24 protein-coding genes are annotated in these 26,475 nt (G+C 65.3%); 9 read left to right on the top strand and 15 right to left on the bottom strand.

Annotated features, from left to right (window positions below; all coding sequences use genetic code 11):
• Window positions 1-19 precede the first annotated feature (19 nt).
• Window positions 20-1,048, bottom strand: a complete 1,029-nt coding sequence (locus IVB41_RS28065) for an NAD(P)/FAD-dependent oxidoreductase (protein ID WP_247437316.1) — start codon at window positions 1,046-1,048, stop codon at window positions 20-22.
• 182 nt (window positions 1,049-1,230) lie between these two features.
• Between IVB41_RS28065 and IVB41_RS28060 the strand changes: the two genes are divergently transcribed.
• Window positions 1,231-1,698, top strand: coding sequence for a thioesterase family protein (locus tag IVB41_RS28060; protein ID WP_247437313.1), 468 nt, complete (start codon window positions 1,231-1,233; stop codon window positions 1,696-1,698).
• 13 nt (window positions 1,699-1,711) lie between these two features.
• Here IVB41_RS28060 and IVB41_RS28055 read toward each other — a convergent pair whose 3' ends face one another.
• Together IVB41_RS28055 and IVB41_RS28050 are read right to left on the bottom strand one after the other, a co-directional pair.
• On the bottom strand, window positions 1,712-2,032 hold the full coding sequence (locus IVB41_RS28055; protein WP_007602043.1) for a 2Fe-2S iron-sulfur cluster-binding protein: 321 nt from the start codon (window positions 2,030-2,032) through the stop codon (window positions 1,712-1,714).
• A 166-nt stretch (window positions 2,033-2,198) separates the two neighbouring features.
• Window positions 2,199-2,573, bottom strand: a complete 375-nt coding sequence (locus tag IVB41_RS28050) for an Hpt domain-containing protein (RefSeq protein WP_027566855.1) — start codon at window positions 2,571-2,573, stop codon at window positions 2,199-2,201.
• Window positions 2,574-2,969: 396 nt separating this feature from the next.
• Here IVB41_RS28050 and IVB41_RS28045 point away from each other — a divergent pair, with 396 nt between their 5' ends.
• Window positions 2,970-8,612, top strand: coding sequence for a negative regulator of septation ring formation (locus IVB41_RS28045; protein WP_247437311.1), 5,643 nt, complete (start codon window positions 2,970-2,972; stop codon window positions 8,610-8,612).
• 198 nt (window positions 8,613-8,810) lie between these two features.
• Here IVB41_RS28045 and IVB41_RS28040 read toward each other — a convergent pair whose 3' ends face one another.
• Genes IVB41_RS28040 through IVB41_RS28030 form a run of 3 tightly spaced genes read right to left on the bottom strand, consistent with a single transcriptional unit; the run spans window position 8,811 to window position 11,612 of the window.
• Window positions 8,811-9,689, bottom strand: a complete 879-nt coding sequence (locus IVB41_RS28040; RefSeq protein WP_247437309.1) for an MlaD family protein — start codon at window positions 9,687-9,689, stop codon at window positions 8,811-8,813.
• 16 nt (window positions 9,690-9,705) lie between these two features.
• Complete coding sequence (locus IVB41_RS28035) at window positions 9,706-10,476, bottom strand: ABC transporter ATP-binding protein (RefSeq protein ID WP_027518968.1); 771 nt, start codon at window positions 10,474-10,476, stop codon at window positions 9,706-9,708.
• 2 nt (window positions 10,477-10,478) lie between these two features.
• The gene (locus tag IVB41_RS28030) at window positions 10,479-11,612 is read right to left on the bottom strand and encodes an ABC transporter permease (RefSeq protein ID WP_247437298.1); all 1,134 of its coding nucleotides are present in this window, start codon (window positions 11,610-11,612) and stop codon (window positions 10,479-10,481) included.
• 143 nt (window positions 11,613-11,755) lie between these two features.
• On the opposite strand from IVB41_RS28030, the gene dgcA reads away from it, so the two are divergent.
• The gene (gene dgcA / locus IVB41_RS28025; RefSeq protein WP_247437296.1) at window positions 11,756-12,751 is read left to right on the top strand and encodes an N-acetyl-D-Glu racemase DgcA; all 996 of its coding nucleotides are present in this window, start codon (window positions 11,756-11,758) and stop codon (window positions 12,749-12,751) included.
• Here dgcA and IVB41_RS28020 read toward each other — a convergent pair.
• Window positions 12,721-13,917: a major facilitator superfamily domain-containing protein 6 gene (locus tag IVB41_RS28020; RefSeq protein WP_247437287.1), complete on the bottom strand. Its 1,197-nt coding sequence runs from the start codon at window positions 13,915-13,917 to the stop codon at window positions 12,721-12,723. The two genes, dgcA and IVB41_RS28020, sit on opposite strands and share 31 nt — an antisense overlap.
• 75 nt (window positions 13,918-13,992) lie before the next feature.
• On the opposite strand from IVB41_RS28020, the gene IVB41_RS28015 reads away from it, so the two are divergent.
• Window positions 13,993-15,348, top strand: coding sequence for a hypothetical protein (locus tag IVB41_RS28015; RefSeq protein WP_247437284.1), 1,356 nt, complete (start codon window positions 13,993-13,995; stop codon window positions 15,346-15,348).
• A 70-nt stretch (window positions 15,349-15,418) separates the two neighbouring features.
• Window positions 15,419-15,712 carry a hypothetical protein gene (locus tag IVB41_RS28010; RefSeq protein ID WP_197031122.1) on the top strand — a complete coding sequence of 98 codons (294 nt, stop codon included), beginning with the start codon at window positions 15,419-15,421 and terminating at the stop codon, window positions 15,710-15,712.
• Window positions 15,713-15,731: 19 nt separating this feature from the next.
• Here IVB41_RS28010 and IVB41_RS28005 read toward each other — a convergent pair whose 3' ends face one another.
• A complete protein-coding gene (locus IVB41_RS28005; RefSeq protein ID WP_007612410.1) occupies window positions 15,732-16,091 on the bottom strand; it encodes a hypothetical protein in 360 nt (119 codons plus the stop codon).
• A gap of 122 nt (window positions 16,092-16,213) precedes the next feature.
• Here IVB41_RS28005 and IVB41_RS28000 point away from each other — a divergent pair, with 122 nt between their 5' ends.
• Window positions 16,214-16,531 carry an antibiotic biosynthesis monooxygenase gene (locus tag IVB41_RS28000; RefSeq protein ID WP_027566847.1) on the top strand — a complete coding sequence of 106 codons (318 nt, stop codon included), beginning with the start codon at window positions 16,214-16,216 and terminating at the stop codon, window positions 16,529-16,531.
• A 30-nt stretch (window positions 16,532-16,561) separates the two neighbouring features.
• Here the strand turns inward: IVB41_RS28000 and IVB41_RS27995 are convergent, their stop codons facing one another.
• On the bottom strand, window positions 16,562-17,005 hold the full coding sequence (locus tag IVB41_RS27995; RefSeq protein ID WP_027566846.1) for an RbsD/FucU family protein: 444 nt from the start codon (window positions 17,003-17,005) through the stop codon (window positions 16,562-16,564).
• A gap of 163 nt (window positions 17,006-17,168) precedes the next feature.
• On the opposite strand from IVB41_RS27995, the gene IVB41_RS27990 reads away from it, so the two are divergent.
• Window positions 17,169-18,986, top strand: coding sequence for a caspase family protein (locus IVB41_RS27990; protein ID WP_027566845.1), 1,818 nt, complete (start codon window positions 17,169-17,171; stop codon window positions 18,984-18,986).
• A 73-nt stretch (window positions 18,987-19,059) separates the two neighbouring features.
• On the opposite strand, the gene IVB41_RS27985 is transcribed toward IVB41_RS27990, so the two are convergent.
• The 4 genes from IVB41_RS27985 to thiD all read right to left on the bottom strand — a co-directional run bounded on the left by IVB41_RS27985 (window position 19,060) and on the right by thiD (window position 22,983).
• Window positions 19,060-20,043, bottom strand: coding sequence for a threonine/serine dehydratase (locus IVB41_RS27985; protein WP_027566844.1), 984 nt, complete (start codon window positions 20,041-20,043; stop codon window positions 19,060-19,062).
• A 63-nt stretch (window positions 20,044-20,106) separates the two neighbouring features.
• A complete protein-coding gene (locus IVB41_RS27980; protein WP_247437282.1) occupies window positions 20,107-21,150 on the bottom strand; it encodes a glycosyltransferase family 1 protein in 1,044 nt (347 codons plus the stop codon).
• Between the two features lie 13 nt (window positions 21,151-21,163).
• Window positions 21,164-21,976, bottom strand: a complete 813-nt coding sequence (locus IVB41_RS27975; RefSeq protein WP_007602023.1) for a UDP-2,3-diacylglucosamine diphosphatase — start codon at window positions 21,974-21,976, stop codon at window positions 21,164-21,166.
• 206 nt (window positions 21,977-22,182) lie between these two features.
• Window positions 22,183-22,983, bottom strand: a complete 801-nt coding sequence (thiD, locus tag IVB41_RS27970; RefSeq protein WP_027566842.1) for a bifunctional hydroxymethylpyrimidine kinase/phosphomethylpyrimidine kinase — start codon at window positions 22,981-22,983, stop codon at window positions 22,183-22,185.
• 129 nt (window positions 22,984-23,112) lie between these two features.
• Here thiD and IVB41_RS27965 point away from each other — a divergent pair, with 129 nt between their 5' ends.
• The gene (locus tag IVB41_RS27965; RefSeq protein ID WP_007602021.1) at window positions 23,113-23,358 is read left to right on the top strand and encodes an Lrp/AsnC family transcriptional regulator; all 246 of its coding nucleotides are present in this window, start codon (window positions 23,113-23,115) and stop codon (window positions 23,356-23,358) included.
• Between the two features lie 24 nt (window positions 23,359-23,382).
• On the opposite strand, the gene IVB41_RS27960 is transcribed toward IVB41_RS27965, so the two are convergent.
• Complete coding sequence (locus IVB41_RS27960) at window positions 23,383-24,312, bottom strand: cytochrome c (protein WP_247437279.1); 930 nt, start codon at window positions 24,310-24,312, stop codon at window positions 23,383-23,385.
• A 154-nt stretch (window positions 24,313-24,466) separates the two neighbouring features.
• Between IVB41_RS27960 and IVB41_RS27955 the strand changes: the two genes are divergently transcribed.
• Window positions 24,467-24,883 (top strand): CHRD domain-containing protein, encoded by a 417-nt coding sequence (locus tag IVB41_RS27955; RefSeq protein ID WP_027566840.1) that lies wholly within the window; start codon window positions 24,467-24,469, stop codon window positions 24,881-24,883.
• Between the two features lie 77 nt (window positions 24,884-24,960).
• On the opposite strand, the gene IVB41_RS27950 is transcribed toward IVB41_RS27955, so the two are convergent.
• Window positions 24,961-26,256, bottom strand: a complete 1,296-nt coding sequence (locus IVB41_RS27950) for a cystathionine gamma-synthase family protein (RefSeq protein WP_247287413.1) — start codon at window positions 26,254-26,256, stop codon at window positions 24,961-24,963.
• Window positions 26,257-26,475 lie beyond the last annotated feature (219 nt).

Below are 26,475 nucleotides of genomic sequence, written 5' to 3'. Positions count from 1 at the left end.
GGGGCATCGCCCGCCGCCGTCAGTTGACGCCGAGCTTCTTTTGCAGGCTGGAGGACGAGGTCGTGTACTGGAACACGAGCCGCTTCTCCGGATAGACGTAGCGATGGGCTTTTTGCGACATCAGCGCGCCCTCGTGGAAGCCGCACAGGATCAGCTTGATCTTGCCGGGATAGGTGTTGATGTCGCCGATCGCGAAGATGCCTGGCACGTTGGTCTCGAACGCGGACGTCTCGACCGGCACCAGATTGTTCTCCAGCGCGATGCCCCAGTTCGCCACCGGACCGAGCTTCATGGTCAAGCCGAAGAACGGCAGCATGGTGTCGCAGGTGATTTCGGTCACGCTGTTGTCGTTGCCCTTGACGGTGGCGCCGCTCAGCTTGCCCTCGCTGCCCGACAGCGCGGTGACCTGGCCGAGGCGCAGATCCATCTTGCCGGCGGCGACCAGCGCGCGCATCTGCTCCACGCTGTGGGGCGCGGCGCGAAAATCGTCGCGACGGTGCAAGAGCGTGATGCGCTTGGCGATCGGATGCAGATTGAGCGTCCAGTCGAGCGCGGAATCGCCGCCGCCCACGATCAGCATGTTCTTGTCGCGGAACGTTTCCATCTTGCGCACGGCGTAGTGCACCGAGCTTCCTTCATAGGCTTCGATCCCCGGCACCGGTGGACGCTTGGGCTGGAACGAGCCGCCGCCGGCCGCGATCACCAGCACCTTGCATTCGAACACCTTGCCGGCGTCCGTGGTGCAGCGGAACAGGGGATCGCCGATCTTCTCCACGGTCTCGATCATCTCGCCGAGATGGAAGGTCGGATGGAACGGCTTGATCTGCTCCATCAGCGCGTCGGTGAGGCCCTGCCCCGAAACCTGCGGAATGCCGGGAATGTCGTAGATCGGCTTTTCCGGATAGAGCTCTGCGCACTGGCCGCCGACCTTGTCGAGGATGTCGACGAAATGCGTCTTCATGTCGAGAAGGCCCAGTTCGAAGGCGGCGAACAGACCGCAGGGGCCGGCACCAATAATCAGCACATCGGTTTTGATCGCGTCGCTCATGTCGTCTCTTTATCGGTCGATATCGGTGGGACGGCGCCCTGTGGGCCGAGGTGACCCTGCCTGTCTAGCCAACGGGGATGGATCAGGGAAGGCATAAAAGCGGGAGCGCCCCGCAGCCGGGCCCACTTGCCGGGTCAGGATAACTGGGCTGTAACGAGCAACGATATGACGGAGATCAATCGGTGAACGCACCAAGCCGCCTCGATACGACGCCGCGCCTGGAGGACTATCCTTTTCGCCTCAGCGACAACGTCCGCTTCGGCGATCTCGACCCCAACCAGCACGTCAACAACGCGGTCTACGCCACCTATTTCGAGACCGGCCGTGTCACGCTGATGAAGCTCCCGGAATACGGCCTGACGCCGCCCGGACTTGCCTGGATCATGGTGCGGCTCGACATCCATTTTCGCGCGGAGCTGCACTGGCCGAACACGATCGAGCTCGGCCTCGGCGTCGCGAAGCTGGGACGAACGTCGGTCACGTTCGAGCAGGTGGTGTTTTCGGAAGGGAAGTGCATTGCATCGGCGACATCGGTCGCCGTGATGATCGACGAGGCGTCGCGCCGGCCAACGCCACTGATGGCGGAAGTGCTCGAGAAGCTCAGGCCCTGGCACAAGCGCGGCATCGAGGTCGCGCCGCCGATCACATGAATAGCTAAGAGAGTTAGGCTTGGCGTTCCGGCGTCGCCACCACGAGGCCGTCGAGATCGTCGGAGACCTTGATCTGGCAGGACAGGCGCGAGTTCGGGCGCACGTCGAAGCCGAAGTCGAGCATGTCCTCTTCCATCGGCGTCGGGCTGCCGACCTTCTCGCGCCACGCTTCGTCGACATAGACATGGCAGGTGGCGCAGGCGCAGGCGCCGCCGCATTCGGCCTCGATGCCGGGAATGCTGTTGCGGATGGCGGCTTCCATCACAGTCGCGCCGTTCTCGACGTCCACCGTACGGGTTTCGCCCTTGTGATCGACAAAGTGAATTTTGGCCATGTGTGCTCGTGCTGCCGCGATCTAGGGAATGAAGGAGGGTCCGGGCTGTCCTATAACGGGTCGGTCAGCCCGGCGCCATAGCGTTTTGTTGAAGTCGAGAATACCGCTTCGCGGGAAGAAAACCCGTCAAAACAAAAGACTAGAGCAGGGGTCTGGCCCTGTCGCCCTAAGGGTTGAGGATTGCCTCGATGGCGACGCGCGCCTCGGTCACCGCCTCTTTCAGCGCGGCGAAGGCGTGAGGCCGGCCCTGGCCGGTCTGAATCGCAGTCTCCAGGCTGGCTGCGGCATCCGCCACCGCAAAGGCGCCGATCCCGCGCGCCGAGCCCTTGAGCTTATGGGCGAGTGCGCCAGCCTCGGCCGGCAGCGCTGCCATTGCCGCGATCAGGCGCACCGCCTGCTCGGCAAACATCGTCAGCACTTCCTGTTCCAGCTCGGAATCGCCGAGCGTCATGCGGGAGAGATGATCGAGGTCGAGCGGGCTGTCGATGGGTGCAAGCGGGGGCGAGGGCATCCAGTCCATCCGTTGCAGTTCAGGCGTCATGGCGCAGGCCCCGGCATCGCGCGATGTCCGCCGGTCTGGCGGTCAAGTTCCCTCCACCCAAGCACGGAAATGGTTAACGAAATGTTCCGGCCGTTTTACGCAAATCTGCCTGTTTATTGACGAAAAGTTGCCGCAATCCGCCGAGTTCGGTGGAGAATTGCATTTATTGCTAAGGCCTTACGGCACGTTCCTGTTAACGATGATTAAGAATGTCTTAATCGCGGGCATTTCATTCGCGACGCTCTGCCAATAGGATGTTGGAGAAATTGGCGGACAAGCCGTCCGGGTGGGGATGGCTCGGAGATCCGCGCAAGCGGCATGATCCGGACTGTGGGCTTGCGTAGCGCGCAGAGCTCGCGGGGGGACGCGTACAAGTAACGAGGGCTCGGACTGAACATGGCAAACACTCCGAAAAAGGTCAAAGACCCCACAGAAGATGCGCTTTCTGCAATCCAGGAAGCCCTGAACATCAGCGACACGGCCGCGGACACCAGCCGCAACGCATCGATGCGCAGCGAAACGTCGCCCCCCGTCGCGCCACCGGCTCCCCCGATGTTCGACGAACCGAGCTTCGACGCGCGCCCCGCCGCGAACGAACGCGCGATGTTCGACCAGGTCGAGGAGCCGCGCTCCTCGCGCCGCGCCGCCAATGACGACCGTGCGACGATCGGCCAGCTCTTGCAGACGTTGCAGACGGGACGCCCGACCCGCAACATCTACACCGGCGCGACAATCTTCACCGTCATCTGGCTGGCGGCCTGCGCCGCGCTGACGGTCGGCTTCCTGCCTTCGATCCAGGCGGCGATGGGCCAGAGCGGCGGCGTGTTGGCCATTGCCGGCCTCGTCACGATGTTCTTCGCGCCGATCATGCTGTTCTTCTTCCTGGCGAGCCTCGTCTGGCGCGGCCAGCAAATGAGCTCGGTCGCGCAGGCTATGGCCCAGGTTGCGATCCGCTTCTCCGAGCCGGAAGGCTCGGCTTCGGATTCCATGGTGACCGTCGGCCAGGCGATCCGCCGCGAGGTTGCGGCGATGGGCGACGGCATCGAGCGCGCCATCGCGCGCGCCGGCGAACTCGAGACGCTGGTCGCCAACGAGGTCGCGGCGCTCGAACGCGCCTACTCCGACAACGAAGTGCGGATCCGCGCCCTGCTCCAGGACATCGCGCATCAGCGCGACAATCTGGTCGGCCAGGCCGAGCAGGTCCGCAGCGCCATCTCCGGCGTGCAGATCGATTTGCGCCATGACATCGCGCTGATCTCGGACGCGATCGCCTCGCGCGTCGACGAGGTCGCCAAGTCCATCACCGGCGCGCTCGAAGAGCGCGGCGCCCACATCACCGGTGCGCTCAGCAACGCCGGCGACAACATGATCCTCGCGCTCGGCGAGCGCGGCGGCGACCTGCTCGACCGCCTCGAGGAGGCCAGCAACGAGACCACGCGCGCCGTGCTCGACGCCAGCGAGCGGCTGACCACCAGCCTCAATTTCAAGACCGGCCACGTTCACGACGAGTTCGTCGATCTCGCCGACCGCGTCCACGAAATGCTCAACGAGCGCATCGACCGCATCACCGGCGAGTTCGAGCAGCGCTCCGCCGCGATCGTTGACGGCATCTCCGAGCGCACCGAGCAGGTGCACGACAGCCTGAAGAATTCGTCGGACTCGCTGCTGCTCGAGCTCGAGCTGCGCTCCAACGACCTCTCCGCCAAGATCGACGACGCCGGCAACCGCCTCGCCGGCCACATCATGACCTCCGGCGACAAGGCCAGCGAAGCGCTCGACGCCACTGTCAACACGCTGGTCGCCAAGGTCGTCAGCCAGACCGAGACCGCGCACGACTCGCTCTCGCTCCAGATGAGCGCCTTCGACGAGCTGGTGAAGAACCAGGGCACCGAGCTGGTCGAGAAGTTCGCCCGCGACTCCGGCACGCTGGGCGCGCTGATCACCCGCCACATCTCCGAGTTCGACCGCACCGTGAAGACCTTCGGCGGCGAGATCGTCGATCGGATGGGCCAGCGCACGCAGGACATCCATGAGTCGCTGAAGACCTATGTCGACAATTTCGACACCCGCTTCACCTCCAACGGCGGCGCGATCACGGCTGTGCTCGACCAGCGCCTGGTGCAGTTCGAGACCACGATCGGCGAACGTGTCAGCAACCTCGACGCCTCGCTGAACGGCAAGATCTCCAGCCTCGATTCTACGATCGACGGTCACATCAAGACCTTCGACGAGCAGCTCGTCGGCCGCGTCGCCGCGCTCGAACAGTCGTTCGATACCCGTGCGAAGTCGGTCACCGAGACCATCGATGGACGGCTCAACACCCTCGCCTCGTCGCTGACCGACGGTGCCGCGCAGGCGATCCAGTCGATCGACTCCCGCCTCACCCACCTCACGACCTCGCTGACCGATGGCGCATCGCAGACCATCCAGTCGATCGACACGCGCCTCACGCATCTGACGACGACCCTCACCGGCGGCGCGTCGCAGGCGCTCGAATCCATCGACACGCGCCTCACCTACCTGACCACCGCGGTGACGAACGGCGCCTCGCAGGCCGTGCAGTCGATCGATACCCGCCTCACCCTCCTGACCTCGACGCTCACGGACGGCACCGCGCAGGCGATCGAGGCGGTCGACCGCCGCATCACCGGCGTCACCGAGATCATCGACGGCCGCAGCATGCACCTGACCGACACGGTCACGGCGCGGTTCCAGGAGATCCAGCAGGCCATCGAGACCAAGGTAGGTTCGGTGGCCAGCGACATCGACGTGCGCGTGGCGCAGTTCGAGGACCTGCTCGGCTCGCGCGTCGAGGCCGTCGCCGGCCGCATCGAGAGCAGCGGACGCCAGGCCAGCGAGGACATGATGTCCCGCGCCGAGATGATCTCGACCGCGATCCGCTCGCATGTCGAGGACGCCGAGCGCTCGCTCACCAACCTCGTGGTCAACACCAGCGAGACCATCCAGACCGGTGCGCGCACCGCGCAGCAGTCGCTGATGACGGTTTCCTCCGACGTCAATGCCCAGCTCAAGATGACCTCCGCCGAGGTCGAGCGCGCGCTGACCGCGGTCGGCACCGGTGCCGCGAACTCGATCCTGACCAGCGCCCGCGAAGCGCAGTCGACGCTGGTCGCCGCGTCGGGCGATGCCTCCAACCAGATCAAGGGGCTCGCGGCCGACGTCGAACGCACGCTGTCGTCGGCAGGCTCGGCGACCGCCGCCTCGATCCTGGCCGGTGCCCGCGAGGTGCAGACCACGCTCGTCACGGCGTCCTCGGACGCGGCCAACCACGTCAAGACCCTCACCGCCGACGTGCAGCGCTCGCTGTCCATGGCCGGCACCACTACGGCGGAATCGATCACCGCCGGCGCCCGCGATGCGCAGAGCACGCTGATCGCGGCCTCGAGTGAGACCGCCAACCAGATCAAGGCGCTGTCCTCGGACGTGCAGCGCTCGCTCTCGATGGCTGGCACCGCGACGGCAGAGACCATCATGACCGGCGCCCGCGAAGCCCAGAGCACGCTCGTCAACGCGTCCTCGGATGCGGCGAGCCAGGTCAAGTCTCTCGCCGCCGAAGTGCATCGCTCGCTCTCGCAGGTCGGCCAGTCCACCGCCGAGACGATCACGACCAGCGCCCGCGATGCCCAGAGCACCCTGCTGGCGGTCTCCGCCGAACAGACCGGCCAGGTCCGTTCGCTGGCGGCCGAGATGCAGCGCGCGCTGGCGACCGCCGGCGGCGCCACCATCGAGGCGCTCACGAGCGGCGTACGCGAAGCCCAGGGCACGCTGATCTCCGCCTCGACGGACGCTGCAAGCCAGATCAAGTCGCTGACCATCGACATCGAGCGCACGCTGACCTCGGTCGGCGCCGACACCGCCTCGACCATCCTCAACAGCGCGCGTGAGGCACAGACCTCGCTGACCTCGACTTCGGCTGATGCCGCAAGCCAGATCCGCACGATCTCGAGCGAGATCGAGCGTACGCTGAGCACGGCCACCGCGAACGCGACCAACGACATCCAGACCAGCGCGCTCAACGCCCAGAACGCGTTGATCAACGCTTCCAACGAGGCGAGCTCGCGGGTCAAGTCGAGCTCGGCCGATGTCGAGCGCTCGGTGCTCGCCGCCAGCAGCAGCTTCGGCCAGGCCATGACCGGCAAGACCGACGAGATCGTCACCTACGTGCAGCAGCAGTCCGACCGTCTCGCCAACATGATCGACGCCAAGCGCGGCTCGCTCGTGGACGCGATCGGCTCCAAGACGAGCCAGCTCACGCTCGACATCGACCGCGTCACGTCGGACGCGCTGAAGTCGATCGAGACGCGCGGACATGCGTTCTCGCAGACCATGATGGGCAACGGCTCCGAGGTGGCGCGGACCATCAACTCGGCGAGCGAGATGGCGACGGGTGCCGTCAACAAGTCGCTCAAGGACCTCGAGCAGGCCTCCCGCGCGGCAATCGACCAGTCGCGCCAGGTCTCGATCGCGGCCGTCACCGAGATGCAGGAGACCAGCAAGATCCTGCGAACCGACACGGTCGCCCTGTTCGAGCGCCTGCGCGAAGGCAACATCCTGCTCCAGGAGGTGCTGACCGGTGCGCACGACAACCTCAACTCGCTCGAGCGGGCGCTGGTGACGCGCGTCGCAGACTTCGTCTCGGCTATGAACGACGTCACATCGCGCAACGGCGCTGCGACGCAGAACCTGGAAGACCAGCTCAACGTCTTCAACAGCAAGACCACGCGGGCACTTCAGGATCTCGGCGAGCTGTCGACCCAGTTCGACGCGCACGGCAAGGCACTGGTCGAGGCCGCGCAGGTCGTCGAGCAGAGCAACAAGAACACCACCGCCTCGCTCGCCGAACGCAAGGAGGCGCTGGAATCGCTCGTCACCACGATCGACCTGCGCACGGCCGATCTCGACCAGCGCCTGTCGCGCTTCACCGGCCTGCTCGATGAATCGCTGGCGGCCGCCGAAGAGCGTGCCCGCGACATCGCCCGCGTCGTTGCCGAGACCGCCGGCGCCGGTTCCGCCGCGATCACCCGCCAGTTCGAGGCGGTGCGGTCGGCCTCCGAAGAGGAGCACCGGCAGACCGTCGAGGCCATGCACGACATCTACCGCCAGACCACCGACGAGGCGGATGCGATGTTCAAGCAGTCGACGGAGAAGTTCACCAACCTCGTCTCCAGCATGAAGCAGATGGCGTTCGAGATGCACAACGAGCTCGAAGCCACCCGCAACGAGCTGCGCCGCGGCGTGCTCGAGATGCCGCAGGAGGCCGCCGAGAGCACTGCGCAGATGCGCAAGGTGATCGTCGACCAGATCGAGGCCCTCGCCGAGCTCAACCGCATCGTGGCCCAGCACGGCCGTGGTCTCGACGTCTCCACGACGGGCCGCGCCAGCGTGCAGCGGCAGGAAGAGCCGATGCTGGCGGCCGTCGGCGCGCGCAGCACCGAGACGCGCATGCGCGAGAGCGCCAGCGCCTCGACGCTGCCGCCGCCGGACCTCGGCATGCCGGCCTCCTCGCGCCGCACCGAAGCGCCGCCGGTGGCGCCGGCCGGCAACGACCAGGGCCGTGACGGCTGGCTGTCGGACCTCTTGAGCCGCACGGACGCCAACCAGGGTGCGCCTACCGGACGTGAGCCGCAGCGCGGCCGCCAGGCTGCACCGGCTCCGCAGCCGCAGGCTCCGCAAGGTGGCGGCAATCCGCTGGAATCCTTGTCGCTCGACATCGGCCGGCTGATGGACCGCAACCTCGCCTCCGAGATGTGGGACCGCTACCAGCGCGGCGAGAACAAGGCCTTCACCAAGCGCCTCTACACGCCCGCCGGCCAGAAGGCCTTTGACGAGGTCGCCCGCAAGTATCGCTCCGACCGCAACTTCAAGACCACGGTCGACCGCTATGTCGCCGAGTTCGAACGCCTGCTCGACGAAGTCGCCCGCGACGGCCGCGGCCCGCAGGAGCTGCGCAACCATCTGACCTCCGAGACGGGCCTGGTGTACACGCTGCTCGCGCACGCAGCGGGCCGGCTGGGGTAGGCGGTTCGCAGCGATAGCGAACAGCGAATGAAAAACGGAGCCCTCGCGGGCTCCGTTTTGTTTTGGGAACGTCGTTGCGCCTCTACTCGTCATTGCGAGGAGCTCTTGCGACGAAGCAATCCAGACTGCTTCTGCGAGGCAGTCTGGATTGCTTCGCTTCGCTCGCGATGACGGAGGAGAGAGACTACTGCAACGTCGCTACTGCCGCCTCGGCGTCGCCGCAGGTTTCGGGGGCTCGGGCGGCGGTGGCGGCGCAGCCGCCGGTGCGTTGTTGCTGGCGCCGAACAGGACGCGGGTCGGATTGCGGTCGAAATTGTTGACGGCGCGGCTGATGTCGCCGAGCGTGCGGCGGCCGTCGGTCATCAATGCGCCGGAGCGCTTGTCGAAATCGTCGGCCAGTTCGCGGATCGACTTCACCGCCTGGAACAGCTCGCCGCCGTCCTTGCCGCCGGCCAGCGTGTTGAGGCCGAGCATGAGGCTGTCGGCCTTGAGCATGACGCCGTCGACCTTGGCCATCACGCCGTCGATCTTCTCCGAGTTGCGGGCGAGCGAGTTGGTGAAGGTCTCGAGATTCTTCAGCGAGTTCTTCACCGACTCCTGATTGTCGGCGACGATCTTGTTGATGTTCTGGAGCGTGCCGCGGATCGCCTCGGTGACGTCCTGGAGCTTGTTGGGATCGGCCGTCAGCGTGGGGATGCCGTCCTCGTCGAGCGGCGGCGACGGCGCGGCCTCCTCGCCGCCCTTGAGCGAGATCGCGGCAACGCCGGTCAGGCCCTGGAATTCGAGGCCGACCAGGGTGTCCTTGCGGATCGGGGCGTTGTTCTCGACCATGGCGAGTGCGACAACCCGCCGCGGGTTGTCGAGCTTCACCGAGACCACCTCGCCCACCCGGATACCGTTGAAATTGACACTGCCGCCGTTGCGCAGGCCCGCAGCCGGGCCCTCGAACACGACGCGCAGGGGGCTGCGCTGCTTGGTCGTGTGCAACGACTGAAACCACAGCACGAAGCCGATCGCGGCGGCGATCACCGCCAGCGTGAATGACCCGATCAGCACGTAATTTGCGCGCGTTTCCATCAGCTACTCCGGCACCTCAGCCCATCACCGCGCGAGCGCGCTTGCCATGGAAATATTGCCTCAGCCAGGGATGCTGCGAGGCCTGCATGTCGGCGATCGACCCTGCCGCAATGATCTTACCGTTGCCTAAAACGGCGATGCGGTCACATGCTGTGTAAAGGCTATCGAGGTCGTGGGTTACCATGAAAACAGTCAGCCCCAAAGTCCGCTGCAGCGTCCTGACCAGCTCGTCGAAGTCGCCGGCGCCGATCGGGTCCAGGCCCGAGGTCGGCTCGTCCAGGAAGACGAGATCCGGGTCGAGCGACAGCGCGCGCGCCAGCGCCACGCGCTTGATCATGCCGCCCGACAGTTCCGAGGGAAAGCGATCGGCGACCTCAGGCTTGAGACCCACCATGGTGAGCTTGGCGATGGTGATCTCGTCCATCAGCCGCTGCGACACCCGCAGATATTCGCGCATCGGAAACTGGATGTTCTGCCGCACCGTGAGCGAGGAGAACAGCGCGCCCTGCTGAAACAGCACGCCCCAGCGCCGCTCCACGTTGCGACGCTGCGAGGTATTGGAGGCATCCAGGTCGACGCCGAACACCTCGATGCTGCCTGCGACCTTCGGCACGAGGCCGATGATCGTGCGTGTCAGCACGGACTTGCCCGCGCCGGAAGGGCCGACGAAGCCAAGAATCTCGCCGCGCCTGACGTCGAGGTCCAGCCCGTCGAGCACGCGCGTCGCGCCGAATTGCACGGTGATGTCGCGGACGCGAATGATCGGGTTCTGAATTTCGGGAGCCATCGTCACATCCCGATCGCGGCGAAGAAGATGGCGAACACGCCGTCCATGACAATGACGAAAAAAATGCCTTTCACGACAGACGACGTCGTGTGCTGCCCGAGCGATTCCGCGCTGCCCTGCACCGCGAGCCCCTCGACGCAGGCGACGATGCCGATCACCGCGGCCATGACAGGTGCCTTGACGATGCCAACGATGAAATGGTCGATCGAGATAGCGTCGCGCAGCCGCAGCAGGAAAGCCTCCGGCTGCACGCCCCCATAGAGCCAGGCGACGAGGCCGCCGCCATAGAGCGCAGCCATCGCGCCGAGAAAGGCCAGGATCGGCAGCGCGAGAACGAGCGCGAGCATGCGCGGCAGCACCAGCACCTCGATCGGATCGAAACCCATGGTGCGCAGAGCGTCGATCTCCTCGCGCATCTTCATCGAGCCGAGTTCGGCGGTGTAGGCGCTGCCCGAGCGGCCCGCGACCATGATCGCGACCAGCAGCACGCCGATCTCGCGCAGCACCAGCACGCCGAGCATGTCGACGACGAACAGGTCGGCGCCGAACCTGCGGAAATGAAAGATGCCCTGCTGGGCGATGATGCAGCCGATCAGGAAGGTGATCAGCACCACGATCGGCACGGCGCGCCAGCAGACCTGCTCGAGATGATGCACGGTCGAGGTCAGGCGGAACGAGCGCGGATGAATCAGGGTGCGCGCGACCGCCGCGAGCACCGCGCCGAGCATGTCGATCAGGCCTGCGACCGTGCCGGCAACACCGGCCACGGCCCGGCCGATCTGCTCCAGCATGCCGGTGATGGTGATCGTGCTGGCGTTGATGACGGGCGTCGCCCTGACCCGCCGCACCTCGTCCACGAGGCTCGAATAATTGGCGGAGAGGCCGGCGATCTGCGCCTCGACGGCGCCCTGCGTCAGGCTGCGGCGCAGCCGCTCGATCAGCCAGGCACCAAAGGTGTCGAGCTTGGAGACCTCGGAAACGTCGATGAAGATGCTTTGTGGGCCGCCGGCGAGCTTCTCGGCGTCAGCCACCATCCGCTCCAGGAGCGGCGCGAAGCTCGCGGTCCAGGTTCCGGTGGCGCAGAGTGCCAGCGCATTGCCCTTCGCAATCCGTTCCAGCTTCGGATCGCCGTTCAAGATGTCCGCTCCCGTGCCGGGGCGCGAGAAACGGATGAAATCAGATGGTTGCGCACGCGCCCTTACCCAGAGAAGGTATCCCCAACTGGTTAACCTTAGTTGCTAGAGGTAACCAGCAGGTTCAGATTTCGCCAGAGTTCAAAATGACTTCCAGCAAAGTTCCTGCCCTCGCCGCGCGAATCGAGCGCTTTCCCATCGCGGGCAGTTTCACCATCAGCCGGGGCGCCAAGACCGAGGCCGTGACGGTCGTGGCAGAGGTCAGCCGGGACGGCCTGACCGGCCGCGGCGAATGCGTGCCCTATTCCCGCTATGGCGAGACGCCCGAGGCGACCCTTGCCGCCATCCAGGCCATGCAGGCGGCCGTAGCCCGCGGCCTCAGCCGTCAGGCCCTGCAAGCCGCGATGCCGCCCGGGGCCGCCCGAAATGCCTTGGATTGTGCCCTGATCGATCTGGAAGCCAAGACGGCCGGCTTGCGGGCCTGGAGCCTGCTCGACCGCCCGGCGCCGGGCGAGCGCACCACGGCCTACACGATCTCGCTGGGCACGCCCGAGGCCATGGCGGCGGCGACCGCCAAAGCGGCGCACCGGCCGCTGCTCAAGATCAAGCTCGGCGGCGACGGCGATCCGGAGCGGATCACGGCGGTGCGCGAGGCGGCGCCCGAATCCGAGTTGATCGTGGATGCCAACGAGGCCTGGACCGAGGCCAATCTGGAGCACAATCTTGCCGCCTGCGAGGCCGTCGGCGTCACCCTGGTCGAGCAACCGTTACCCGCCGGCAAAGACGACACGCTGGCGCGGATCAAGCGACCGCTCGTGGTCTGCGCCGACGAAAGCGTGCACGACCGCAACTCGCTCGCAGCCTTGCGCGAGCGCTACGACGCCGTGAACATCAAGCTCGACAAGACCGGCGGCCTCACCGAGGCGCTGGCCATGGCAGACGCCGCGCAAGCGCTCGGCTTCGAGATCATGATCGGCTGCATGGTCGCGACCTCGCTGTCGATGGCGCCGGCAATGCTGGTGACGCCGCAAGCGCGCTTCGTCGATCTCGACGGCCCGCTGCTGCTGGCGCACGACCGCGATCATGGCCTGCGTTATGATGACAGCCTGGTCTATCCGCCGGACTCGTCGCTCTGGGGCTGAGCTTTCAGCCGGTGCCGCGCCGACCAGATCAGAAGCGAGCCGCCGGCGGCCATCGCCGCCATGACGTAATACAGGCCGTCGCCGATGCGGGCGTAGATCGCGCCTGACGCGATCGAGGTGGTCGCACCCAGCAGGCCGTTGCACGCGGCGTAGTAGCCCTGCCCCCGCGCGATCTGATGCGACGGCACGCGCTGCACCAACAGGCTCATGGTGCCGAGAATGGTCATCCCGAAGGTCAGGCCGTGGCCGAGCTGCACGATCGCCAATAGCGCGAGCGGCGGATCATGCGCGGTGACGACCCAGCGCACGACCGCGCTCGCGCCTCCGATCGCCATGAGCGCGGACGGATGCAGCGAGAAGCGCGGCGACAGCGCAAAGACAACGATTTCGGCGATCACCCCTAACGTCCAGAGCCCCGCGATCGTCAGCCCGCCGAGGCCTTGGGCCTGCCAGTTGATGGCCGAGAACGTATAATACGCGACATGACTGCCCTGGATCAGCGCGGCCGAAACGATGATGGCCCAGAAGCCGGCATCGCGCAGCAGCGCCTTGCCGGCATGCGCCACTGTCGTTCTTCGCCTGACATCGTCGAGCGGCTGAAGCAGCATGCCGGCGGCGACCGCAACAACAGCCCAGGCGACGATGATCCAGATCAGATCGCGCGCCGCGATATGGTCCACGAGATAGCCGCAGGCGAGCGAGCCGGCCGCGAAGGCTGCCGAACCCCACAGCCGCACCGGCCCGTAATCGAGCCCGTAGCGGGCGACGCCACGCAGCGCATAGGCGTCGGTTAGCGGCATGGTCGGCGTCCACATCATGCAGGTCAGCGCATAGATCAGGAACAGCGCCAGCGGCTGCTGCTGCAAGCCGACTGCCGTGAACCCAATCGCCGTCGCCAGCACGGAGATCATCATGCCGGCGCGAATCGCATGTCGCTTTTCGGCAAGGGCGGTGATCTGCGGCAGCGTGGTGAAGCGCGTCATCGCCGGCAGCGCGTTGATGAGGCCGATCCAGGCCGCGTCGATACCGATCGCCTTCAGCCATACGGGAAAGAACGGCAGATGCGTTCCCGACACCGCGAACACCGCCGAATAGAACAGCGCGAGGCTGACGGCGAATCGCCGCTTCCGAGATGCTGCGATGGGGATTTGTGATTCGCTTGCCATCAAACCAATTGCGATTCGGCCGATATCGTGGTGATCGTTACAGTAACGCGTACTGATTTGCGCGACGAGATTGACATGGCCAACGAAGCATTCGCCCTCTCGCCTATGTCTGCCCGTGCGGCCGAGCCGAACGAGCAGGATTACGACGCGATCCGCGAAGCCTTCATGGAGACCGCGCGCGGCCGCTGGTTCCTTGGCGAATATGCCAAGCGAAACCGCAATGCGGATACCCGCATGGTGCTCGACGCGGTCGCGAAAATCGAAGAAACCCTTGCGGCACAGCGCCAACCCGTCGTCGAGGATCGGCTGCCCGAGGCGCTGGTCGCGATCCGGCACGCGATGCGCGAAGCCGAGACGATCGCGATCGCGGCGTTCGATCCCGGGGCGATCGAGGCGAGCCTCGCGCCGATCCCGCGCGGCCTGCGCATCATCAAGGAGATCTCCTGGCGCTGGCGCGAGATCGGCGCCGACGGGCGAATCTGCGACCTGATTGATTCGCAGCTCGCCTCCATCGAGGCGGCCTGCGCGCAGGTTTTGACCATCGACCCCCGCGCCGACCTCAAGGCCGCATTCGATCTGCTCAAGGAGCGGATCGACCAGACCGACGCCGACGCAACGCCGCAGCCCGCGCGCCCCTCGCCGGCTCCGGTGCAGGAGGCACCCTCGCCCGTTGCGGAAGCTCCGCCTGCGGAGGCCGTGCCTGCGGCGATGGCCAGCGAAGCAGCCGTGGCTTTTGCGGAGGCGCCGCAGGACATCGTAGAGGCGATCGAGCCCGAAGCAGCCGTGGAGACGGCTGGCGTCGCTGACGCCTTCTCTATTGCCGAGCAGGCGACCCTCGCCGAGAGCCGGATCGCGCCTGAAGACATCGCTTTTGAAGAGCCGGCCACTGAGGCCTTCGCGGAGGTGACGGACGAATTTTCGCTCAATGCCGCCGCCGAAGCCGAGGACGAAGCCATCCTCGAGGCCATCGCGCTGGAGATGGCCGCGCCAGATCCGGAATTCGACGAGATCATCGAACCGGTCGAGATGGAAGCGACCAATACGGAGCCGGCGGTTGCGGAGGCCGCAGCGCCCATCGCAGCCGAGATACCGGAGCCGATCGCACCCGAGCCAGTCGCCGCCGCAGCGATCGTGGAGGAGCCTGTAGAGGAAGCGCCGATCGCGATGGAATCGCTAGCGCGCCTCACCAACGCCATTGCGGAAGCCGCCGCCGAAGTGATGGAGCAGCCGGCGCCGGTGATGGCCGCCACCGCGACATTCGGCGCGGCGCAGGCCACGACGCTGCCGATGCCCTCGCCGGTTCCGGAAGCCTCGCTCGGCGCCACCATCCTCGCCAGCGGCATCCTGCAAAAACCCCGCGCCGCCGCAAACGACCCCATGGCGCCCATCCGCCGCATGACCCAGGCCGAGAAGATCGCGTTCTTCTCGTAAGGGGGCAACCATCTCCTCAACCGCAGACACCCTCACCCTCTGGCGTCCCGTCGGTCCGAAAGAGCTGGAACTGATCCAGCAAACGGGCATGCGCGCGTTTCCGCCGCGCTTGCCCGACCAGCCGATCTTCTATCCAGTCTTGACGGAAGACTACGCCATCAAGATCGCGCGCGACTGGAATGTGCCAGCGAGCGGCGCGGGCTTCGTGACGCGCTTTGCTGTCGAGCGCAGCTTTATCGCGAAGTACGACGTGCAGGAGGCGGGCGGCCGCTCACATCTGGAGTACTGGATTCCGGCCGAAGACATGGATGCCTTCAATGCCGCAATCGTCGGCCTGATCGAGGTCGTCCGTAGCTTCCCTTAGCCGCCGCGCGCTCAGCCCATCATCCGCAATTCCACACCGCACCGATCGGCGTCCGCGTCCAGCATGGCCCAAAACTGCCGCCATTGTAGCGGCCGCCGCCGAAGCCGGGCCGGCCGAAATAGCGCCACTCACCATCCCAGCCGTAATATTGCGGGACCGGATCGATGTACCAATGGCGCCGGTCGCTAGGCGACATCCGCCGCATCGCTTCCTTCTGCTTGTAGAGCGGAATGCTGTTGCTCAGCGGCTGGCGATAGCCGGGCAGGAAGCCATAGCCATGCCAGGCTTGCTTGGGACGCTTTTGGATCGAAGCAGCCGGCGCGACAGCCGGCAGCAGCGACAGGACAATAGCGACAGATAGACACATAAGGCGCGACATGGACCGACCATAAACAGTCGGATGCCGGCAGGCCATTCAAATTCGGGTGGGCGATGTAACAAAGCCCATCCCGAAACCGAAGAGATCGAGAACGGAAATCCACCACCGAGGGTCAAGGAAATATGATTGGTGAAGTGATTGTCATTGGCGATCTGCAATTGCGTGACGGCGCCTCTGTCGACGAACACGACCGACTCGGCGAGCGCATGTACGACATCGTCAGCCGTCTTCCCGGCTTTCTGTCGGTCAAGTCGTTCAAAGCCGACGACGGCGAGGAGCTCACCGTGTTCCGTTTTGCCTCGGAGGAAGCGCTCGAAGCCTGGCGCACCCACCCCGAACATGTCGAGACGATGAAGCGGGGACATGCCGAGTTCTACGCCAGCGGCTTCCTGCAGATCTGCAAGGTGATCCGCGAGGTCGGACCGTTCGAGCACGCGTGACGCAGTCTCGCATCGTTCGATCGTGCGCTTCTAGCTGATCACACCCTTCCTGATCAGGAAGCATCCGTAACTGCTGCTGTCGCCGACCTGCACGACGCCAAAGCTCGCCGCCGCCGCGCGATAAAAATCCGGCCGGGAGAGTTTTCCGGGCGTGACCGGCCGGCCGGCGGCGCGTTCGATCTCGGCGAGCACCGCGCGCTGCACGTCGGGGACGCGATCGGGATCGTCGACCGGCATCATCACGCGCACCGGATCGGGATCGAAATCGTCGAGCGGATAGACCGATATGATGGCGCGGATCGCGGTCTCCATGCTCATGCCCGGCAACTGGATCAGGCGCCGCGAGTGCGTGCTCTGCGCGATGCGTGCCGCCGGGTGGTTGGCATCGACGAAAACGAGGTCGTCGCCATGGCCCATCGAAGCCAGCAGCCAGAGCAGGTCGGGCGTGAGGATCGGATCGATCGATTTCAGCATGTGACGACTGTCCTCCCATCGTGCACCCACCCCGGCGGGTTCCAAGCGTGATTCAGATCACGCAACCTACCATGGTGATGGCGATCACGGACCTCAAACTCGAACGCGGCCAAGCTCCCGGGCAACCAATCTCGTATCGAGATCAGTGCCAAAGGAGCACGCCATGTTCCGCCTAAAACCTTTCCTGATGACGGCCAGCCTGCTGGGAAGCCTGTTCGGCTTCGCCTGCGGCCCTGTTTCCGCGCAAGTCGCTCCGGTCGAGCCGGCCCCCACCGCGCTGCAAGGCCCGGAACAGCGCGTGGCGCTGGTGATCGGCAATTCGAACTACCAGAACGCGCCGCAGCTCGCCAACCCCGACAATGACGCGGAGTCCATGGCGAAATTCCTGAATTCGGCCGGGTTCGAAGTGGTCGCCGCGACCGACCTGACCCAGAACGACATGCTTCGCGTGGTGCAGGACTTCTCCGCCAAAGTGTCGGCGCGCGGTCCGAACACGGTGGCGATGGTCTACTACGCCGGTCACGGCGTGCAGCTCGCCGGCGAGAATTACCTCGTTCCCGTCGACGCCAAGGTCTCGAGCCAGACCGAGCTCGTCAACAACTCCGTCCGCCTGGTCGACGTGATGTCGACGCTGGAGACGATCCCGAGCCGCATGCGCATCGTCATCCTCGATGCCTGCCGCAACAACCCGTTCCCGAACGTGAATGATGCCGGCCGTGGCTTGGCCATCGTCGATGCCCCGAACGGTTCGATCGTCGGTTACTCGACCGCGCCGGGCGCGGAAGCGCAGGACGGCACCGGCGGCCACAGCCCCTACACGCAGGCCTTCCTGAACGTCGCGCGCGAGCCCAACGTGCCAATCGAGCAGCTCTTCAAGCGCGTGCGCCTCGAAGTGAACCAGACTACCAGCGGCGCGCAGATCCCGTGGGAGAGCTCGTCGCTGACGTCCGACTTCACCTTCTTCGGCGACACCGCCGTTGCCGCCAACCGCGCGCCGGTGAATGCGCCTGTGGTGCAGATGGCCTCCAACCTGCCGAGCCGCTCGACCCGCCAGGCCTATGACTACGTCGTGTCCGAAGCCCGCCCGGAGTACTATCAGGAGTTCATCACGATGTATCCGCACGACCCGCTGTGCGATCACGTCCGCTGGCTGCTCAACAACCTGCTGCTCACGCAGGCCTGGCACAAGACGGTGCTCGCGAACTCGCCGGTCGCCTACAAGAACTTCTACGACAGCTACGGCAACACGCCCTATGCGCAGGTCGCGCTGAAGCTCCAGATGCAGCCGAAGCAGATCCCCTTGATGCAGGCGACCAAGTTCCTGGCGCCGCAGAATATCGCCCCGACCTTCAAGATCGGCAATCTCGGCCAGCCCAAATACATGCCGCTGCAGCAGGGTAATGGCGGCGCGCAAGTGAACGGCAATTTGCCGATCGTGCAGAAGTCGGGCGACAACAACGGCATCGGCAAGCTCGGCAATGGCGGCCAGATCGTCAACCTGCCGGCGGGCAACAACCAGCCCAACCAGCAGAACGGCACGCCGTCGCAGACCCCGGGCAAGATCGTCACCCTGCCCGCGCCGACCAACACCACCAACAACAATGGCGGCATCGGCAAGATCGTGACGCTGCCTGCGACCAACAAGACGCCGAACGGTACTGCTAACGGCACGACCAATGGCACGACCAATGGCACTCCTGGCAAGATCGTGAGCATGCCGGTGAATGTCGGCAAGGGCGGTACGACCATCGATGCGAAGCCCGTCAAGGTTCAGACCCAGAACAACCCGATCCGCATCGACAACGGCGCGAAGATCAACAACAACCCGGTGAGCAAGGTGCAGGTGCAGAACAACACCCGCCCGCAGTTCAACACGACCAACCGGATCGTCAACAATAGCGGCAACAACAACTTCCGGCAGTCGATGAACCAGAGCCCGGGCGGTAACGGCGGCAACAACCACCGCGGCTTCATGCACTGATCGCGGTCGGCCCACACAACAAAGGGGCAGAGCGATGACGCTCTGCCCTTCTTCATGTCAGAAGATTAGACTATCAGGCCACCAGCTCGGCAAACAGATCAGCGTCGACATTGCCGCCGGAGAGCACGATGACGACGTTCTTGCCGGCAACATCGAGTCGCCCCGCAAGCAGCGCGGCCAGGCCGACCGCTCCGCCCGGCTCCACCACGAGCTTCAGCTCGCGATAGGCAAACGCGACGGCCGCGCCGACTTCCTTGTCCGAGGCGGTGACGCCGCGCGCGAGCAGCTTGCTGTTGATCGCGAACGTCATCTCGCCGGGGATCAGGGCCATCAGCGCATCGCAGATAGTGCGGCCTGCCGGCCCGTGCGGCTCGCGATGACCTGCGGTCAGCGACAGGCCGTGATCGTCGAAAGCCTCGGGTTCGGCGACGACGATTTGCGCCAGCGGATAGCGCGCCTTCACGGCCGTCGCGACGCCCGCGATCAGACCACCGCCGGAGGCCGGCGCCACCACGATGTCAGGGGCGAGACCAAGTGCCGCCATGTCCTCGGCGATCTCGCGGCCGGCGGTGCCTTGGCCGGCGATCACGAAGGGATCGTCATAGGGCCTGACCAGCGTCGCACCGCGCTTCTCGGCGATGCCGCGCGAGATCGCCTCGCGGTCGTCGCGGTCGCGGTCGTACAGCACGACCTCGGCACCGTAGGATTTGGTGCGCTCGCGCTTCGACAACGGCGCATCCGCGGGCATCACGATGGTCGCCTGCATGTCGAGGATCTTGGCCGCCGCCGCCACGCCCTGGGCGTGATTGCCGGAGGAGAACGCCACCACGCCGCCGGCGCGCTTGTGCTGCGGGATCGAGGCGACCTTGTTGAAGGCACCCCGGAACTTGAACGAGCCGGTGCGCTGGAGCATCTCCGGCTTGAGATAGACCTTTGCGCCGACACGTTCGTTGAGCACGGGAAAGGACAACAGCGGCGTACGGACGGCGAAGGGTGCGATCACGCGCGCTGCGGCATCGATATCGGCAGGGCCGATCGGGAGGAGCTGTTCTGTCATGCCTGATGTTATCGCGGCGGATGAGGCGCGGGCAAGGCATCTCCGCGCGAGCATTCTGGGCTCTCAGGCGACGAATCGCGCCGGCTCCGCCCCGTTCCGGCCCGGCAGCACCGCGCCGACCGCCAAAATGCTGTCGATAAAGGCCCGGGCCGAGGCCTCCCAGGTGTAGTTGGAGGCGAATTCGACACAGTCCTGCCGGGAGATGTCCAGCGCGGCGAAGCAGGCGCTGCGCAGATCGTGATCGAGCGCGCCGACCGGCGCATCGCCGATCACGTCGCGGGGCCCCTTCACCGGAAACGCCGCGACCGGCAGGCCGCTCGCCAGCGCTTCGAGCAGGACCAGGCCGAAGGTGTCGGTTTTGCTCGGAAACACGAAGACATCGGCGGCAGCGTAAATGTCCGCCAGTTCCTCACCGTGCTTTTCGCCGAGGAAGATCGCGTCCGGATAGGCCTCCTCCAGCGCGACACGCTCCGGACCGTCGCCGACGATCACCTTGGTGCCGGGCAGGTCGAGGTCGAGGAAGGCCTCGAGATTCTTCTCTACCGCGACCCGGCCGACCGACAAGAACACCGGCGCCGGCAGGCAGAGGTCGATCGCGCGGGGGTGGAACAGGCTGGTATCGACGCCGCGAGGCCACAGCACGACATTGTCGAAGCCGCGCTCGGTCAGCTCGCGGGCGAGCGCCGGCGTTGCCGCCATCACGGCGCGGCTGGGGCTGTGGAATCGGCGCAGCGCCCGCCAGATCAGGGATTCCGGAACCGGCACCCGGGCACGGACATATTCGGGGAAGCGGGTGTGGAAGCTGGTCGTGAAGGGCAGCTTGCGCTGGCGGCAATAGCGCCGGACCATCAGGCCGATCGGCCCCTCCGTCGCGATGTGGATGCTGTCCGGATGCGCCTCCTCGATCAGCTTCGCGATTCTGCCCGGCCGCGGCATGGCCAGACGCACGTCCCGATAGCTTGGCATCGCAAAGGTGCGGAACGATTGCGGCGTCAGGAACGCGAATTCGACGCCAAGGCTCTGGGCGGCGTCATTAAGCTTGGTCAGCGTCCGAACCACACCGTTGACTTGCGGGTGCCAGGCGTCGGTCGCGACCAGGATGCGCATCAGGATGCCCTTGTCATGCGGCTCTGGCTGCGACCTGCGGGACTTGTGCCGGCTTCTCGGCCTGGTCCGCCCAGGTGATGATCTCGAAATGGCCGTCGTCGTGCTCGACCAGCGCCGTGCAGCTCTCGACCCAGTCGCCGCAATTCATGTAGCGGATGCCGCCCTCGTCGCGGATCACCGCGTAATGGATATGGCCGCAGATCACGCCGTCGGCGTCGTGGCGCCGCGCCTCGGCGGCGAGCGCCTGCTCAAACGCGCCGATATAGTTGACGGCATTCTTGACCTTCTGCTTGGCCCATTGCGACAGCGACCAATAGGGCACTTTGAACATGCGCCGGAAGAAGTTGACGAAACGATTGAGCTGGATCGCGAAGTCGTAGGCCTTGTCGCCGAGATGGGCGAGCCAGCGTGCGTTCTGCACCACGAGGTCGAAGATGTCGCCGTGGATGACGAGATAGCGCTTGCCGTCCGCGCCGGTGTGGACGGTATTCTCGACCACGTCGATGCCGCCGAAATGAGTGCCGTAATAGTTGCGCAGGAATTCGTCGTGATTGCCGGGAATGTAGATGACCTTGGCGCCCTTGCGCGCCTTGCGCAGAAGCTTCTGGACGAGGTCGTTATGCGATTGCGGCCAATGCCAGCTCGATTTCAGCGCCCAGCCGTCGACGATGTCGCCGACGAGATAGATCGTGTCGGCATCATGGAAACGCAGGAAGTCGAGCAGAAGGTCGGCTTGAGAACCGCGGGCTCCGAGATGAACGTCGGAGATGAACAACGTGCGAAAGCGCCGCTCCGGGCTCTCGTCACTCACATCGTAACTTCCCATGCGCCAGCCTGTAACAATGTCCCGTGACAGGGGGATGACCAATTGAACCTTTGAGGCACCTTCGGAACCGAATCGCGCTTGCCTCGCCCACCCCGCGAATATCAGTCGCATGCGACAATCAGGCGACATCGCGTCGCAGCGCCCTCCGCAACAACCCGGAACTGCATGGGCTCGATGGGTTGACGGCGGCGCGCTCGCGAGCGGCGTCAGTAAAATTTGTGGAAGTGATGGATCGGGCCGTGGCCGTGGCCGACGCTGAAGCGGTCGGCGGCCGCGATCGCCGCGCTGATCCAGAACTTGGCGTTGCGCACGGCGCGCTCGAGATCCTCGCCTCTGGCGAGCCCGGCGGCGACCGCCGAGGACAGCGAGCAGCCGGTGCCATGGGTGTTGCGAGTGGCAACGCGCGGCGCGGCCAGCGCGATCGTGGTGCTGGCATCGACGAAATAGTCGATGCTCTCGGCGCCCTCGCCGTGCCCGCCCTTGATCAGGACCGCCCGGCAGCCGAGCGCCATCAGCCGGCGCCCCTGGCTCTCGATCTCGGCCTCGCTGGCCGCGACCGGTTCGCCGAGCAGAGCCGCGGCCTCTGGCAGATTGGGTGTGATCACCGAGGCCAGCGGCATCAGCTTGATGCGCAGGGCGTCGACCGCTTCGGAGGCGAGCAGGCGATCCCCCGATGTCGCCACCATCACGGGATCGAGCACGATATGCCGGGGCGCCCAGCGCGACAGCGCGGCCGCGATCGCATCGATGCTGGCGGCTTGCGCCACCATGCCGATCTTGACCGCGCCGACCTCGAGATCGGAAAACACCGCATCGATCTGCGCGGTGACGAATTCGGCGGGCACCGCATGAATGCCGGTGACGCCGCGGGTGTTCTGCGCGGTCAGCGCCGTGATGGCGGACGCGCCAAAAACGCCGAGCGCAGCAAAGGTCTTCAGGTCGGCCTGGATGCCGGCGCCGCCGCTCGAATCGGAGCCGGCAATGGTCAGCGCGACGGGCGTCGTCATGGGGCGATTTTCCGCGTTTTCGAAGCCATGGCCCGTCCTAGCGCGCCTCCCCCGGCCCAGCAAGTTCGCTTGCTAAATTCGGCCGGGTTTGGCCTATTAGCCGCCAGATATGCTTTCGGAGTGACCGCGATGGTTCCCTTTTTCGTCCAGATCAAATGCAAGCTCGGCCAATCCTATGTAGTCGCCAATGCGCTTGCCGAAGCCGAGATCGCCTCCGAGATCTATTCCACGGCCGGTCAATACGACCTGCTGGTGAAGTTCTACGTCGACAACGACACCGATATCGGCCACTTCGTCAATGAGAAGGTGCAGGTGTTGCCTGGCATCCAGGACACCCTCACCATCATCACCTTCAAGGCGTTTGGCGCGAGTTGATCGTCGAGAAAACGGCGGGCCTGATCAGGCGCCGCCCTCCTTGCGCTTGGGGCGCGGCGGACCGTCCACCGGCGGCAGCGATTTGAGATAGTCCGCCATCGCCGCGAGATCGTCGTCCGGCAATTGCGAGGTGTTCTTGATCACCCGCGTCATCGCGCCGCCGACGCTGTCGCCGTCGGGCAATTCGCCGGTCTTCAGGAAATAGGCAATATCCTTCGCGCTCCACTCGCCAAGGCCCTTCTGGGTGATGTTGGGGACCCATCCCTCGCCTTCCGGATTGGGGCCGCCGGCGAAGCGTTGTCCGGCAATGATGCCGCCAAGCGCGTTGCGCGGGCTGTGGCATTCCGCGCAATGGCCAAAACTGTTGACGAGATAGGCGCCGCGATTCCACTGCGGCGACTTCGCGCTGTCGGCGACGAAGGGCTTGCCGTCCATAAACAGGAATTTCCAGATGCCGACGTTGCGCCTTATATTGAACGGAAAGCGCACGTCGTGGTCGCGCACCTTGCCTGCGACGGCCGGCAGCGTTTTCAGGTACGCAAAGAGATCGAGCACGTCCTCGCGCCTGGCGTGCTGATAGGACGTGTAGGGAAAGGCCGGAAAGTAATGCTGCCCGTCCGGGGAGACCCCGTGCATCGCAGCATTGACGAATTCGGCCTCGCTCCATTTGCCGATGCCGTCGGTCGGATCGGAGGAGATGTTCGGCGCATAGAACGTTCCGAACGGCGACTTGATCGCGACGCCGCCGCCGAGCCTGAAACGATCGGGCTGGTCGGGGACGGCATGACATGAGGCGCACCCGCCGGCGTTGAACATCACCTGGCCATTGGCAAGATCAGGGGCGCGGGCGGGCGCGGTGCCGGCGGCCGCCACCACCGGCGCGCTGAGCCACCAATAGACGCCGGCTGCGGCGAGTGCGGCAAGCAGCACCACGGAGATTGTTCGTCGCAACATGCGGTCCTTTCGTCGTCGCGGCGAAGCTTATGACCGATGTCCTCGCGGCTCCAGCCACGAAGAATTTAGCCCACCGCAGCCAGAAACGGGAATAAACTGAAATGCCGGCTGTTGGAAGTTTGCAGCCCAAACGGGGTCAGCAGGGAGAAAAATCATGAACAAGATCGTCATCGCCATGTCAGTGCTTGGCGCCGTTGCCTTTGCGGGTTCGGCCAGCGCGGAAAAGCTGAAAGCAACGCTCGACGCCAAGTCCGAGGTCCCCGCAACGACCAGCAGCGGCACCGGAACGGCCGATCTGGATTACGACGCCGCCAGCAAGAAGCTGTCCTGGAAGGTCACCTATTCCGGCCTGTCCGGCCCCGCCACCGCCGCGCATTTCCACGGACCCGCCGAGGCCGGCAAGAACGCCGGCGTCGCGGTCGCGATTCCCAATGCGACGTCCAGCCCGGTCGAGGGCTCGGCGACATTGACCGACGCGCAGGCCGCCGATCTGCTCGGCGGCAAGCTCTACGTCAACATCCACACCGCGGCCAATCCGGGCGGCGAGATCCGCGGTCAGGTGACGAAGTAAACTTCGCACAGACCAGCAAAAAAGGGCGGCTGCCATCGCAGCCGCCCTTTTCGATTCCCGTAGCGCTGGCGCGGGCGTCACACCTCAGGTTCGGCCGCGTTCAGCGCCTGCGCGAGGTCGGCGATCAAATCCGACGGGTGTTCGATGCCGATCGACAGCCGGATCGTGGAATCGAGCACGCCGATCTTGCGGCGGATGTCGGCGGGGACGCCGGAGTGGGTCATGGTGGCGGGCAGGCTCGCAAGCGACTCCGTTCCGCCGAGGCTCACCGCCAGTTTGAGGATCTGCAGCGCGTTGAGGAATTTCATGGCGGCGGCCTTGCCGCCGACGATGTCGAACGAGAACGTCGATCCCGCCCCTGTGCATTGCCGGGCGAACACAAGTCCGTCCGGCGACGCCGCCTCGTGATGACCGAGATAGTGCACCTTGGCCACCTTGGGATGATCGCGCAGATAGTCCGCCACGAGGCGCGCATTCGCATCGGCCTTTTCCATGCGCAAGCTCAGCGTCTCGAGCGACCGGTTGATCATCCAGCAGGAATGCGGATCGAGCTGGGTGCCGATGGCGCCCCGCAGCGCCTTGATGCCTTTCACGACCGCCTTCGCGCCGAGCGCGGCGCCCGCGATCAGGTCTGAATGACCGCCGACATATTTCGTGAGCGAGTACAGGGAAATGTCAGCGCCGTGCTCGATCGGCCGCTGAAACACCGGCCCGAGCAGGGTATTGTCGCAGGCGATGATCGGAACGTGGCCTTGGGTCTTTCCGATGGTGTCGGCGACACGCCGCATCATCGCGATGTCCACCAGCCCGTTGGTGGGGTTGGCCGGGGTTTCGATCAGGATCATCGAAACCCGGCCCTTGCGCATGGCCTCCTCCGCGGCCTGGCTGACCACGGCTTCGTCGACGCCATCGGCGAAGCCGACGGCGCCGATCGACAGACGCGCAAGCGTATTCGTCAGCAGGGTTTCCGTCCCGCCATAGAGCGGCTGGGAGTGCAGAATGACATCGCCGGGACGGACGAACGCCAGGATCGTGGTCGCGATGGCCGCCATGCCCGACGAGAACAGCGCGCAGCTCTCGGTGCGCTCGTAGATCGCGAGCCTGTCCTCGACGATTTCGCTATTGGGGTGATTGAAGCGCGAATAGACCAGGCCCGCGCCCATCCCTTCCGGCGGCTCGCGCCGGCCGGAGACGAAATCGAAGAAGTCCTGTCCGTCCTCGGCCGTCTTGAACACGAAGGTCGAGGTCAGGAACACCGGCGGCTTGACGGCGCCTTCCGACAATTGCGGATCATAGCCATAGGTCAGCATCAGCGTTTCCGGATGCAGCATATGGTTGCCGATGTGCGTCTTCGACGGGAACGGTTTGACCATGGCTTGTCTCGCTATTGCTGATTGAGGTGCTCGCCGCGGGTTGGAACTCCTGATGTCGTGACGTAGTCAGGAGCAAGATGCGTCAGCGTCAAAAGCTCACGCCAATGCCGCGGCGGCTGGAGCAAAGATAGCTGCTCCGGCAGCGATCCGTCAGGCCTTGCGAACAGAATTTCCTACAGCGCTGCGCGCCGACATGAAAAAAAGCGGCTGCTTTCGCAG

Origin of the sequence: Bradyrhizobium sp. 44 (genome assembly GCF_023073095.1) — a bacterium.
Classification (GTDB): Bacteria; Pseudomonadota; Alphaproteobacteria; order Rhizobiales; family Xanthobacteraceae; genus Bradyrhizobium.
This window is presented reverse-complemented; position numbering and strand designations above follow the sequence as displayed.